At 28.5% G+C, this 13432-nt stretch carries 14 protein-coding genes; 6 read left to right on the top strand and 8 right to left on the bottom strand.

Going from position 1 to position 13432, the window contains the following annotated elements; genetic code table 11:
- Nucleotides 1-82: 82 nt before the first annotated feature.
- Nucleotides 83-880, bottom strand: a complete 798-nt coding sequence (locus MC378_RS09715; protein WP_242178568.1) for a hypothetical protein — start codon at nt 878-880, stop codon at nt 83-85.
- Between the two features lie 101 nt (nt 881-981).
- On the opposite strand from MC378_RS09715, the gene MC378_RS09710 reads away from it, so the two are divergent.
- From MC378_RS09710 to MC378_RS09695, 4 genes are read left to right on the top strand one after another with little or no spacing between them, the layout of a single operon-like run.
- On the top strand, nt 982-4362 hold the full coding sequence (locus MC378_RS09710) for a DUF4175 family protein (protein ID WP_242178567.1): 3381 nt from the start codon (nt 982-984) through the stop codon (nt 4360-4362).
- Nucleotides 4363-4364: 2 nt separating this feature from the next.
- Complete coding sequence (gene ybeY / locus MC378_RS09705; RefSeq protein WP_242178566.1) at nt 4365-4778, top strand: rRNA maturation RNase YbeY; 414 nt, start codon at nt 4365-4367, stop codon at nt 4776-4778.
- 43 nt (nt 4779-4821) lie between these two features.
- Entirely contained in the window at nt 4822-6699 is a 1878-nt protein-coding gene (gene mnmG / locus MC378_RS09700) for a tRNA uridine-5-carboxymethylaminomethyl(34) synthesis enzyme MnmG (RefSeq protein ID WP_242178565.1), read from the top strand.
- A 57-nt stretch (nt 6700-6756) separates the two neighbouring features.
- On the top strand, nt 6757-7614 hold the full coding sequence (locus MC378_RS09695; RefSeq protein WP_242178564.1) for a class I SAM-dependent methyltransferase: 858 nt from the start codon (nt 6757-6759) through the stop codon (nt 7612-7614).
- 143 nt (nt 7615-7757) lie between these two features.
- On the opposite strand, the gene MC378_RS09690 is transcribed toward MC378_RS09695, so the two are convergent.
- The 6 genes from MC378_RS09690 to panB form a co-directional block, all read right to left on the bottom strand.
- Nucleotides 7758-8156, bottom strand: a complete 399-nt coding sequence (locus MC378_RS09690; protein WP_242178563.1) for a DoxX family membrane protein — start codon at nt 8154-8156, stop codon at nt 7758-7760.
- A 12-nt stretch (nt 8157-8168) separates the two neighbouring features.
- The gene (locus MC378_RS09685; RefSeq protein ID WP_242178562.1) at nt 8169-8552 is read right to left on the bottom strand and encodes a hypothetical protein; all 384 of its coding nucleotides are present in this window, start codon (nt 8550-8552) and stop codon (nt 8169-8171) included.
- A 17-nt stretch (nt 8553-8569) separates the two neighbouring features.
- Nucleotides 8570-8959, bottom strand: coding sequence for a VOC family protein (locus tag MC378_RS09680; protein ID WP_242178561.1), 390 nt, complete (start codon nt 8957-8959; stop codon nt 8570-8572).
- Complete coding sequence (locus tag MC378_RS09675) at nt 8956-9417, bottom strand: DUF1801 domain-containing protein (protein ID WP_242178560.1); 462 nt, start codon at nt 9415-9417, stop codon at nt 8956-8958. Before MC378_RS09675 ends, MC378_RS09680 begins: the two co-directional genes overlap by 4 nt.
- Nucleotides 9418-9443: 26 nt before the next feature.
- Complete coding sequence (locus MC378_RS09670; RefSeq protein ID WP_242178559.1) at nt 9444-10382, bottom strand: 2-hydroxyacid dehydrogenase; 939 nt, start codon at nt 10380-10382, stop codon at nt 9444-9446.
- A 63-nt stretch (nt 10383-10445) separates the two neighbouring features.
- Nucleotides 10446-11264 carry a 3-methyl-2-oxobutanoate hydroxymethyltransferase gene (gene panB / locus MC378_RS09665; protein WP_242178558.1) on the bottom strand — a complete coding sequence of 273 codons (819 nt, stop codon included), beginning with the start codon at nt 11262-11264 and terminating at the stop codon, nt 10446-10448.
- A 209-nt stretch (nt 11265-11473) separates the two neighbouring features.
- Here panB and MC378_RS09660 point away from each other — a divergent pair, with 209 nt between their 5' ends.
- Together MC378_RS09660 and MC378_RS09655 are read left to right on the top strand one after the other, a co-directional pair.
- On the top strand, nt 11474-12040 hold the full coding sequence (locus MC378_RS09660) for a sigma-70 family RNA polymerase sigma factor (RefSeq protein ID WP_242178557.1): 567 nt from the start codon (nt 11474-11476) through the stop codon (nt 12038-12040).
- 370 nt (nt 12041-12410) lie between these two features.
- Nucleotides 12411-13052: an O-methyltransferase gene (locus tag MC378_RS09655; RefSeq protein ID WP_242178556.1), complete on the top strand. Its 642-nt coding sequence runs from the start codon at nt 12411-12413 to the stop codon at nt 13050-13052.
- Nucleotides 13053-13073: 21 nt separating this feature from the next.
- Here MC378_RS09655 and MC378_RS09650 read toward each other — a convergent pair whose 3' ends face one another.
- A complete protein-coding gene (locus MC378_RS09650) occupies nt 13074-13355 on the bottom strand; it encodes a Sec-independent protein translocase subunit TatA/TatB (protein WP_242178555.1) in 282 nt (93 codons plus the stop codon).
- Nucleotides 13356-13432 lie beyond the last annotated feature (77 nt).

The following is a 13432-nucleotide window of genomic DNA, read 5'->3' as shown; positions in this document are numbered from 1 at the left end:
AGATTGCAAAGATAGTTTTCTATAGGCATAAAAAAAAGCCTTAATACAAGGCTTTTAACGAAATATTTATATAATCTATTTTCTAAAACTTCTTGTAAATTCCAACCGATAAAGCTACTTGTTTGGCAACATTGTTACCAAAAAAAGCAGCTGGTAAACTTGCTGTTATTCCAAAGTTATTAGAAATTTCACCAATCGTTTTTATACCAATAACACCATATTCTTGATCATCAACATATAACCCCGTTGCTAGATTAGATGCAGGTAAATTTACAGTACCATTTTTAAAAGATTTTTCGATATCTAAAAATCCAATCAACCAAATATTTTTAAAAATTTTGCTTCCATATTCTCCACCAATTTTAAAATTTGAACTGTAATTGTTTGCTCTAATTTTAGTTCCTATAAAAGTTTGTAGATAGGCTTTGTCAAAACTTTTTCCAGCTAAAAACTTCGGGGTAAATGTGATTGCATTATAACCAGTTCGTATTCCTGAATTTTTATTAAAAGATCCTGTATTTGTTTCTATAGAAAATTGCCCAGAAAGTAACCAGTTTTTTTTATAGAAATTATGTTTTAAACCTATTTCTATATTTCCTAAGGATGCTTCTTTTTTTTGTTCAAATGAAATTAATTTAAATGGAATATTTACTAACAAAGTTATGTTGTTAGTAAGGCCATATTCATTATAAAGCTGAATTGTATTATCAGATATTTTTCCATTTATATGGTAATCAGGTTTACCAAATAATTCGTCATAATTAGGAATTGTTGTAAATGATAATTGTGAGTGAAATTTTCCCTTTTTTTGTGTCCAAGGACCTTGTGAAAAGGTTGAAACACCGATGAGTAAAAATAGTAATTTTATTACTTCTTTCATTTTTCAACTTAGTTGTAGTAAGTTTATAAATACTTATAAAAATCGTTTTAACAATTATTTGATTGTATATCAATGTAAAAATAGTATTTTTATTAGTTATTATGAACGGATTTAAAAGCATAGAGGACAAACTACATCAATTTACTCGTAAATTTTATACAAATGAATTGATAAAAGGTGGAATTTTATTCTTTTCTTTAGGTTTTTTGTATCTTTTATTTACCTTATTCTTAGAATATTTTTTATGGCTTAAACCCACTGCTAGAACCATTCTTTTTTGGTTGTTTGTTTTGGTAGAGGTTTTTTTATTAATTAAATTTATAGCCTTTCCTATTTTTAAATTAATTGGTTTAGGCAAAGGGATTTCTTTTACAGAATCTTCAAAAATTATTGGAAATCACTTTCCAGAAGTAAAAGATAAACTGTTGAATGTTTTACAGTTAAAAGAAAGCTCTTCTCAATCGGATTTATTATTAGCAAGTATTCATCAAAAATCTAAAGAATTACAACCCATTCCGTTTGTAAAAGCAATTGATTTTGGTACTAATAAAAAATATTTAAAGTTTGCTATTGTACCTGTTGTAATTTTGTTAATTACTTTATTTACAGGGAATAAAGGTGTTTTTACAGAAAGTTTAGAACGTGTTGTGCATCATAGAACTTCTTACAACCCTCCAGCACCATTTTCTTTTTTATTAGTAAATACATCTTTACAAGTTATTCAAGGAGAATCTATAAAAGTGGATATTATTGCCGACGGGACTGTTTTACCAACTGAAGCAAAAATTATTTTTGAAAATCAACAATATTATCTTCAAAAAAATAATAACGGAACTTTTTCTTACACTTTTGTAAATGTACAAAAACCTATTACTTTCTTTATAGATGCTAATGGAATTCAATCTCAAGACTATGTAATTCAGGTTATCAATACTCCAACAATTAATAATATTTCTTTGCAATTACAATATCCTAGATATATTTTAAAATCCAATGAAATCATACAGAACACTGGAGATATCACGGTTCCAGAGGGCACTAAAATTATTTGGAAAGTAAATACAAGTCAAACGGATTCTGTTGCTTTTATCAATAATAACAAACGAAACTTATTTAAAGAAGTTTCAGATGATAATTTTGAGTTTTCTAATCAAATTAAAAATGCTATTCATTATCAAATTTCTTCATCAAATAAAAATTTAAAAGATTTTGAGAATTTACAATTTTCTATAAATGTTATTAAAGATGAAACTCCTCAAATTTCAGTTAATTCAAATATTGATAGCATTTCGCGTGGAGTAGCACAATTTGCTGGTCAAATTTCTGATGATTATGGACTCAATAAATTACAGTTGGTTTATTATGATGACGAAAATCCGAATTCTCTTAAAACTTTTGATTTACAGATTACAAATGAAAATATTCAAACTTTTTTTTATCAATTTCCTGATGGTTTAAATCTGCAAAACGGAGTTAATTACCAACTTTATTTTCAGGTTTTTGATAACGATGCACTTAATGGAAATAAAAAAGCAAAAAGTAAAACTTTTCATTACCGTCAAAAAACAGAAGAAGAAGTAGAAGAAGAACTGTTACAAGAACAAAAACAAACCATCAATAATTTAGAAAACTCTATTCAAAAACAACAAAAACAACAAAAAGAGTTAGAGACTATTCAACAAGAACTTCAAAATAAAAAGAACATTAATTGGAATGATAAAAAGAAAGTTCAAAGTTTTATAAAACGTCAAGAACAATATAAAGAAATGATGCAACGTCAAACGGATAAGTTGCAAGAAAATATTGATGAAAATAAAGAAGAAAATGAAAATATTCAAAATAAAAAAGAAGAGTTAAAAAAAAGAATCGAAGAATTAAAAAAACTAGACAAACAACAAAGGTTATTAGAGGAGATTAAAAAAATGGCAGATAAACTAAATAAGGAAGATTTAGTAAAAAAAGCCAAAGAGTTAGCTCAGCAAAATAAACAACAAAGAAGAAGTTTAGAAAAAACTTTAGAATTGGTTAAACGCTTTTATGTTGAACAAAAAACAATGCAAATTGCAAATAAAATTGAAGAACTTTCTAAAAAACAAGAAGCTCTTCAGAAAAAAGAAGACAGTAATTTAGCTGAGCAAAAAGAGATTAAAAAAGACTTTAATGATATTAAAAAAGAGTTAGAAGAATTAAATAAAGATAATGAGAAGCTAAAAGAACCTATGGAGCATCCAGATATTGAAGATGAAAAATCTGAGATTGATAAAGAATTGAATAAATCAGAAGAAAGTTTAGATAAAAAAGATCAAAAATCTGCAAAAGACAGTCAAAAAAAATCATCTAAAAAGATGAAAGAGATGAGTGCAAAAATGCAGAAAGCGATGATGGAGATGGAAGGTGAATCTATTGAAGAAAACATAGAAGATCTTCGTAAAATTCTAGAAAACTTGGTTATTTTTTCTTTTCAACAAGAAAACTTAATGTATAAGTTTAGTGATATTTCAACTTCACATCCAGATTTTGGTAATGATTTAAAAAAGCAAAATGAACTTAAAACGTACTTCGAGCATATTGATGATAGTTTGTATGTTTTGTCAATGAGGCTTCCTAAGATTTCTTCTAAAATTCAAGACGATTTATCTTCTACACATTATAATTTAGATCAATCTTTAGAAAATTTTTCTGAAGATCGATTTGAAAACGGTTTATCCAATCAACGCTATGTTATGACTTCTGTTAATAATTTAGCAGATTATTTAAGTAATATTTTAAATAATATGCAAAACGCTAAGTCTATGAAGATGGGTAAAGGTAAAGGCAAGGGTAATAGTTTTAGTTTGCCTGATATTATTAAAAAGCAAGAAGGTCTATCTAAAAAAATGAAAGATGGAATGAAGAAAGGGAAGAAGCCAGGTGAAAAAAAAGGGAAAGGTGATAAAGGTCAAAAGCCTGATAAAAATGGTAAACCCGGAAATAAAGGAGAAAAAGGAAAGAGTGGAAAATCTGGCAAAGAAGGAGAGAAACAGGGTGAAGGTAATGGAAATTCTAATAATGATTTAGATGGCGAGTTATATGAAATTTATAAACAACAATCTCAATTAAGACAACAATTACAAGATGCTATTAAAGAATCAGAAAATGGCAAACCAGGTAATAATGTAGCTGCAAAAAAAGCTTTAAAAACGATGGAGCAACTAGAAAATGAAATTCTTGAACAAGGTTTCAATTCTGTCACCCTTCAAAAAATGCAAAACCTAAATTATGAGCTATTAAAATTAGATAAAGCAGCATTAGAACAAGGTAAAGATAAACAACGCAAGTCTACAGCCAATCAAAAAGATTTTCAAAAGAACTCTATTAAAGCTTTAAAGTTTAAAAAGCAGTTTTATAATCAGATAGAGATATTAAATAGACAATCATTACCTTTGCAGCAAAATTACAAAAAGAAAGTTCGAGAGTATTTTTCCGAATCAAAGCAGAAATAAATATGATTACATTCAATTATGAAACCTCTTTTAAATTAAAGGACGAAGAATCCTTAGAAATATGGATTACTACCGTAATAGAAGATAAAAATTTTGAGTTAGGTGAAATCAATTATATTTTTTGTGATGATGATTATTTACACAAGTTAAATGTTGAATTTTTACAACATGATACATTAACAGATGTTATTAGTTTTGACAATTCTTTAGGTAAATTAATCAATGGTGATATTTATATTTCTGTAGAAAGAGTAGAGGATAATTCTAAAGATTTTAAGGTTTCTTTTGAGGATGAATTACACAGGGTAATGATTCATGGTGTTTTACATTATATGGGTTTTAAAGATAAATCTGTTGATGATAAAATTCAAATGAGAAATGCTGAAAACAAAGCTCTTTCTGTTATAAGTAACTGATAATCAATTTAATAAAAAATAAGTTTCACGTGGAACTATAAATATGAGTTTATTTTCAACAACATATGATGTTATAGTAGTTGGTGGTGGTCATGCGGGTAGCGAAGCTGCTGCTGCTGCTGCTAATATGGGCGCGCACACTTTGCTTATTACAATGAATTTGCAAAATATTGCGCAAATGAGTTGTAACCCTGCTATGGGAGGTATTGCAAAAGGACAAATAGTAAGAGAGATTGATGCTTTGGGTGGTTATAGCGCTATAGTTACCGATAAAACAGCTATTCAGTTTAAGATGCTTAACAAATCTAAAGGACCTGCTATGTGGAGTCCAAGAGCACAATCTGATAGGATGCAGTTTGCAGAATGTTGGAGAACGATGTTAGAGCAAACAGATAATTTAGATTTTTATCAAGATTCTGTTAATGGTTTGCTGTTTGATGAAAATAAAATTATTGGAGTTAAAACTGCTTTAGGTTTAGAAATAAAAGCAAAAACAGTTGTTATAACTGCAGGAACTTTTTTAAATGGATTGATCCATATTGGTGATAAAAGTTTTGGTGGAGGAAGAGCTGGTGAAGGAGCTTCAACTGGAATTACAGAAGATTTAGTGAAAAAAGGTTTTGAATCGGGTAGAATGAAAACCGGAACACCTCCACGGGTTGATGGTCGATCTTTAGATTATTCTAAAATGATTGAACAACCTGGTGATGAAAACCCTGAAAAATTTTCTTATTTACCAACATCAAAACCATTGGTTAAACAACGTTCTTGTTATTTAACGTATACCAATTTAGATGTACATGATTTATTACGTACAGGTTTTGATAGGTCTCCAATGTTTAATGGAAGAATACAATCTACAGGTCCAAGATATTGTCCTTCTATAGAAGATAAAATTGATCGTTTTGCTACAAAAGAAAGACATCAAATTTTTGTTGAACCTGAGGGTTGGACTACTTGTGAAATGTATGTTAATGGTTTTTCTACTTCTTTACCGGAAGATGTTCAAGATAAAGCAATTCGTTCTGTGGCGGGTTTTGAAAATGTAAAATTTTTCAGATACGGTTATGCTATAGAGTATGATTATTTTCCACCTACTCAATTAACACATTCTTTAGAAACAAAGATAATAGAGAATTTGTTTTTTGCAGGACAAATAAATGGTACAACTGGTTATGAGGAAGCAGCGGCTCAGGGTTTAATGGCTGGTGTAAATGCTGCTTTAAAAACACAAAATAAAGACCCTTTTATTTTAAAAAGAAATGAAGCTTATATTGGTGTTTTAATTGATGATTTAATTACAAAAGGTACAGAAGAGCCTTATAGAATGTTTACCTCTAGAGCAGAATATAGAACATTGTTAAGGCAAGATAATGCAGATTTGCGATTAACGCCTATTGGATATGAATTAGGTTTGGCTTCTAAAGAAAGATTAGATCGTGTTATTGAAAAGCAAAGAAAAACAGATTTGCTTATTAATTTTTTACAAAACACCAGTGTTAAACAAGAGGAAATTAACCCTATTTTGGAAGCTAAAAATTTAGCTTTAATTAACCAATCGATGAAGCTTTATAAAATTGCAGCTAGACCACAATTAGAGTTTTCTGATTTTGATAATGTTCAAAAATTAAAACTGTTTTTAGTAGATAATGCAATTGATAATGAAATAATCGAACAAGCTGTTATTCATTTAAAATATTCAGGATACATTGAAAAAGAAAAGAATAATGCAGATAAATTAAATAGATTAGAGAATGTTGTTATTCCTTCTAAATTTGATTATCAAAAAGTGAAATCTCTTTCTTATGAAGCTAGAGAAAAGTTAAGTAAAATTCAACCCACATCCATTTCACAAGCTAGTAGGATTAGTGGTGTTTCCCCTAGTGATATTTCTGTTCTTTTAGTTTATATGGGAAGATAATAAAGAGAGTAAACAGCAATTGTTCCACGAGGAACATTGTTGTAAAAAAAATAAATTATGGAGAAAGAAAAAGAACTCTATAAAGGTTTGCAACCTTTTTTAAATTGTAAAGATTATACTGTCTCAGGAGAAACATATGAAGTAATGCTAAATCAAAAGTATGAGATGTTGGTAACATCTCCTGTGCCTGTAGATCTAGAAAATTACTATAAAAGCGAAAACTATATTTCTCATACAGATTCAAAAAAAACGCTGTTTGAAAAAATTTATCAAACGGTAAAAAAGTATACCTTAAAAAGAAAACTTCAATTAATAAATTCTTTTGAAACATCTAATAAAAATATTTTAGACGTAGGTGCAGGAACAGGGGATTTTTTAAAAGTATGTAAAAATAATAATTGGAATACGATTGGGGTAGAACCAAGTATTGATGCAATTAATATTGCTGCCCAGAAAGGAATCTTTTTAAAAGAAAGCCTATACGAAATCGAAAATCAAAAATTTGATGTAATTACACTTTGGCATGTTTTAGAACATGTTGGTAATTTGAACGAATACATTTCTAGTTTAAAAGAATTACTTTCTAAAGACGGAAGAATTATAGTGGCGGTTCCGAATTACAAAAGTTATGACGCTAATTATTATAAAGAGTTTTGGGCCGCTTTTGATGTGCCAAGACATTTATGGCACTTCTCTCAAAATTCTATACATAAATTATTTTCAGAAAAAGAAATGAGAGTTGAAAAAACACTTCCTATGAAGTTTGATTCTTATTATGTTTCTTTATTGAGTGAAAAATATAAATCAGGTAAGAATAATCCTTTTAATGGTTTTTATAGGGGATTTCTTTCTAATATCAAAGCAAGAAGCACTACACAGTATTCTTCGTTAATTTATGTGATTAAAAACAATTAATTTAGCCATATAAGTGGCTTTTTTTTGTTTTTAAGAGGTTAATGGTGTGGTTGTATTAAAATAATTTAAAAACCCCTTAAAACGAATGTTTTAAGTGGTTTTTAAATAGATATTATTTATTTTATTTTTTATTTAAATAAGATTTAACTATTTAACAGGTAAACACCTAAAAGTGTAATGATAAAGTAAACTGCTAATGACATCGCTCCGGCATAATCTTTAGCCAAACGTTGTCCTATTAATAAAAAGATTAAAGTGATTGCAGAAAGCTCAACTCCTAATAAAGCAATTTCTTTTAATTCGGAAGTATATAATTGATATGCACCAATAATCATTAAGACTCCGGCAATAATCTCTATAATTAAAATAACAGCGAGTAAAAAAGGAACACTATTTTTTAATGGAGAATTTTTAAAATGATCTTTTATAAAAGAAACATTTCCCTTCCAATCTAATAATTTATCAATACCGGATTGTAAAAAAGTAACAATTAAAAAAAGTAAAATTAAAATTTCTGTTGGGTGATTTGAAAGTAGTTTCATGGTTTGTTTTTTTTATTTTCCGAATAATCGATGTAAAAAGTTTTTTGCTTTTTCTTTTCCCTCTTTAATATCTTCTTTTGCTTCTTCAGCAAAATCCGCTATATGTTCTACAGCATCTCCTGCAAGTTCAGATCCTTTTTCACTTACAACATCAAAAGCTTCTTTGGCATCAACAAGAAATTCTGAAGCTTTTTCTTTCGCAACTTCCGAATACTCTTCAGCTTTATGTTTTGCTTTTTCTATGTTTTCTTCCGAAAAAGTTTCATGAAGTTTTTCTTTAGCATTTTCTATAACCTCTTTAGCTTCTTCTTTTAGCTCTGAAGCTTTTTCTTTTACTTCTTCAGTAAATGACTTTGAAGTGATTTTCTTTTCTATATTGTTACTTTTATCTATCATAATAAATTGATTATAAGTTATTTAAATGATTTGTCAATGGGTTCCCAAAGTTCTATTTTGTTTCCATCATTGTCTAAAATCCAACCAAATTTTCCGTAATCAAACTCTTGAATTTCATCAATTATAGTGACTCCATCATTTTTAAGTTCTTCTAGTAATTCTACTAAATTTTCTACTCTATAATTAAACATAAAGTCTTTTTTTGAGGGCTCAAAATATGTCGTGTCTTTTGCAAACGGGCTCCATTGTGTTGTTGCGTCTTTTCCATCTTTGTCTTTCCACCAAAAAGTTGCTCCCCAATCGTCAGTATTAAAGCTTAAATGTTTTTTATACCAATCTTTAGTATCTTTTGGGTTTTCAGATTTAAAGAAAACACCTCCAATTCCTATGACTTTTCCTTTTTTCATTTTTTTGTTTTTATTGATGATTCGTAAATAGAGATCCATTCTTTAACGGTAATTTTTTTGCATAATTCTGCAATCAAATCAAATGGGATATCTTCTAATTTTTTAAAACGAATACAGCTCTTTCCCATATCTAATTTTCTGGTACTGTGTTTTGTGTATTCATTTATAAACCAATTGTTAATTTCTGGAATAGCATAAATAGCACTGCTGTATAAATTTATAGTGTTTTTTTGAGAAGCAAAACTCATAAAAGGCAATGCTTCAGATGGGTTACAATGATAACCTTTTGGATAAATTGAATGTGGAACATAATAACCAATCATGCCATATTTTATACCTTCTTCAAAGTCTTTTGGTAAACTATTTTTTATTGTTTTTTGAAGTTTTTTTAAAAAAAATTGACGCTCTTTAGGAGCTTGAGCAATGTATTCTTTTATTGAGTTAACTTTTTCGGGCATTCTTTAATGAATTAAAAGCCTACAAGTTAACAAAATTTTATTTTAATTTTATCTACAATTGTTTGTGCTAATTTTTCTTTGCTTTCAATGGTCCAACCGGCAACATGAGGTGATAGAATAACATTGTCTGCATGTATCAAATATTCAAATGCTTTAGGCATTTTATCCTTAGAAAAAAGATTTTCGAAAGAAGATTTTTCATACTCTAAAACATCTAAACCGGCTCCTAATATTTTACCAGATTCTAAAGCAGAAACCAAGTTTTTAGTTACCACTGATGTTCCACGTGCAGTGTTTATCAACCAAAAAGGTTTTTTAAAATCATTGATAAAATTAGCATTTATCATGTTTTTAGTAAGATCTGTTTGTGGCGTGTGTAAACTTAAAACATCTGCTTTTTTTTGTAATTCTGATAAAGAAACTTGTTTGCAATTTTTATCACCTACATTTGATTTTATATCGTAACAAAGAACTTCAACATCAAAACCACGAAGTTTTTTAGCGAAAGATTTCCCCATATTTCCATAACCAATTAATCCAATAGTTCTTCCATCTAGTTCAATTCCACGATTTTCTTCACGTAACCATTTTCCTTTTCTAACTTCTTTATCAGCTTTGTTTAATTTATTAAAGAGGGATAGTAACATTGCTAAAGCATGTTCTCCAACAGCATTTCTATTTCCTTCTGGAGCTGCAATTAATTCGATGTTTTTTAAGGTTGCATATTTGCAATCTATATTTTCTAAACCGGCACCAACCCTACCTATAAACTTTAGGTTTGTTGCTTTATCTAAAAAAGATTTATCAATAGAAAACCTACTTCGTATAATAATACCATCGTACAAATGAATTTTATTTTCAATTTCTTGTTTAGATGATGTGTAATCTTCATCATTTGTAAAATCTAAAATATTTAGCTGATTTAGTAAAAGAGGATGATTTGAATCGAGGTGGAGAATTTTCATTATTTGAGATAATATATTATTAAGATTTCAAAACCTTTTGTATCAATAACCTAAATATCTATTCTAATATTGTTCTTTTTCACTAGGGAAATCACCACTTTTTACATCGCTAATATAGTTTTCAAAAGCACCAGTCATATCTTTATATAAGTCTAAGTATCGTCTTAAAAAACGTGGGTGAAATTCATGTGTCATTCCAATCATATCATGAGTCACTAATACTTGTCCGTCTACACCATTTCCTGCTCCAATTCCGATAACCGGTATAGAAATAGCCTCAGCAACTTTTTTTGCTAATTTTGCAGGTACTTTTTCTAAAACAACAGCAAAACAACCAATTTTTTCTAACATCAAAGCATCTTCCATAAGCTTTTCTGCTTCTTCTTCTTCTTTAGCTCTTACGGTGTATGTTCCAAATTTATAAATAGATTGAGGAGTTAGTCCTAAATGCCCCATTACTGGAATTCCAGCATTTAAAATACGTTTTATAGATTCTTTAACCTCTTTACCTCCCTCTAATTTTATAGAATGTCCTCCGCTTTCTTTCATAATTCTAATTGCAGATCGTAGAGCTTCTTTTGGATCAGATTGATAACTTCCAAAAGGCAAATCAACAACAACTAAACAACGCTCAATTGCTCTTACTACCGAGCTTGCGTGGTAAATCATTTGATCTAAAGTAATAGGTAGTGTAGTTTCATGACCCGCCATTACATTAGACGCCGAATCACCAACAAGTAAAACATCAATTCCAGAGCTGTCTAAAATTTTTGCCATGGTATAATCATAAGCTGTAAGCATGGAAATTTTTTCTCCATTTGCTTTCATTTCTACCAAGGATTTAACGGTTACTCTTTTATACTGTTTTTTTGCTACAGACATGTTTTTTATTTTATTAACGGGGTAAAAGTAAGAAATATCAATAGATATTACACAAGTTAATCTTTTGCTAATCTTAAATGAATTTATTTTAGTTATTTAAAAATATCAGAACGAATAAAAACCTCTTTTTGTCTGATATGTAGAGAAGACAAAATTGTAAACCTAATAAATGAAAAAAATAGCATTATATTTGGTTTTTTATTTTTAAAATGTTGCAAGAAAAAATTACACTAAATACAGATAAATGGATAGATAATTACGCAGATTATCTATATAATTATGCTGTTTCTCGTGTTAACAATAGTGATTTGGCAAAAGATTTAGTACAAGATACTTTTTTTGCAGGCTTAAAATCTGCTAAAAATTTTCAAGGAAAATCTACAGAAAGAACTTGGTTGGTTTCTATTTTAAAAAGAAAAGTAATCGATTATTATAGAAAGATTAATTCTAAAAAAGGACAAGCAGAAGTTAGAATGAACTTTTATAATGATGGAGAAAATGAAGGAGATTGGATTGAAGAACGCGTACCACAGAGCTGGGACAATCAATCAGAGAGAGATATAGAAAATGAAGAATTAAAAGAGCAAATAGAAAGGTGTATTGACAATTTACCAGAAAAATATGCAATGGTTTTTAAAATGAAAACTATACAAGGTTTTGAAACCGAGGAGATTTGTAAGGAGTTAGAAATTACACCGTCAAACCTATGGGTTATCGTACATAGAGCAAGAACACAGCTTAGAAAATGTATGGAAGATAATTGGTTTAATAATTAAAAAATGTTTAAAAATTTAAGAATAACATGTGACGAAGCCACTACTATTTGCGATAAAAATCAGTACGGTGAGGCAACTTTGTTAGAAAAAGTAAAGTTAAATATTCATTTTATTCGATGTAGAATTTGTGGAGTATATTCAAAACAAAATGTCTTCTTAAGTAAAATTTACAAGAATTATTCTAAAGAGTGTAAAGAAAAAAAACACTGTTTAACAAAAGAAGAGAAAGAAGATCTTAAACATAAACTAAAGACATAAATAATTTTGTAGTTTTTATAAAACTACATTTTTTGATTTTTTGTTAGATTGAAACGGGGTTTATAGAAATATAGATTCCGTTTTTTTGTATTTTTGAAACAAATAAGAACAGATGCATTTTTTACCAGAAAAGATAGATCATTATGTTGTAGAACACTCTCAACAAGAACCAATTATTTTACAAGAATTAAGTAGAGAAACTTGGCAAAAAGTATTAAACCCAAGAATGTTAAGTGGCGCTTTTCAAGGAAGGGTTTTATCGATGATTTCTAAATTAATACAACCCAAAAATATTTTAGAAATAGGCACTTATACAGGATACTCTGCATTGTGTTTAGCAGAAGGAATATCATCAACAGGGAAAATCATAACTATTGATAAGAATGAAGAATTAGAAACATTACAAAACAAATATTTTGAAAAATCTGGATTTAGAAATCAAATCGTACAATATGTTGGAAATGCTTTAGAAATCATTCCTAGTATTGATGAAAAATTGGATTTAGTTTTTATAGATGCAGACAAATCTAATTATACCAATTATTTTCATTTAGTTATTGATAAAATGAACTCAGGTGGTGTTATTTTATCTGATAACGTACTATGGAGTGGTAAAGTTGTAGAAAAGTTAGATCCAAAAGATAAAGATACAAAAGCACTTTTGGCGTATAATAAACTATTAAATGAAGATACTAGAATAGAAACTGTTTTGTTGCCTATAAGAGATGGCTTAACTATAAGTAGGGTAAAATAAGAGCTAACCCTAAAGAAAGGATTACATTTTTCTTTTAATTGGCCCTGTTAAATCACCAATATTTTCTTTTACTTCAGCAACTTCTTTATTGATGCCTTTAACAAAATCGGTGTCAATACCTTGTTTCTCTGCACTGTTGTTAATTTCTTTTTTAATGTCGTTTGTTGCATCTTTTATTTGACGCATTCCCTTACCCAAACCTTTAGCAATTTCAGGAATTTTATCTGCACCAAAAACCATAACTACAATTAATATAATTACAAATATTTCTGGAGCGCCAATAAATAAAAAAGGTACATTCATATTACTGCAAAGGTAAATATTTATTCAATATATAAACTTTACAAATAAAAATATTTGTAATTTAGAGAAAAGAATTT

It is taken from the genome of Polaribacter marinus (assembly GCF_022662535.1).
In the GTDB taxonomy this organism is placed as follows: domain Bacteria; phylum Bacteroidota; class Bacteroidia; order Flavobacteriales; family Flavobacteriaceae; genus Polaribacter; species Polaribacter marinus.
The sequence above is the reverse complement of the archived record's forward strand: the minus strand, read 5'-3'. Positions and strand labels throughout refer to the sequence as shown.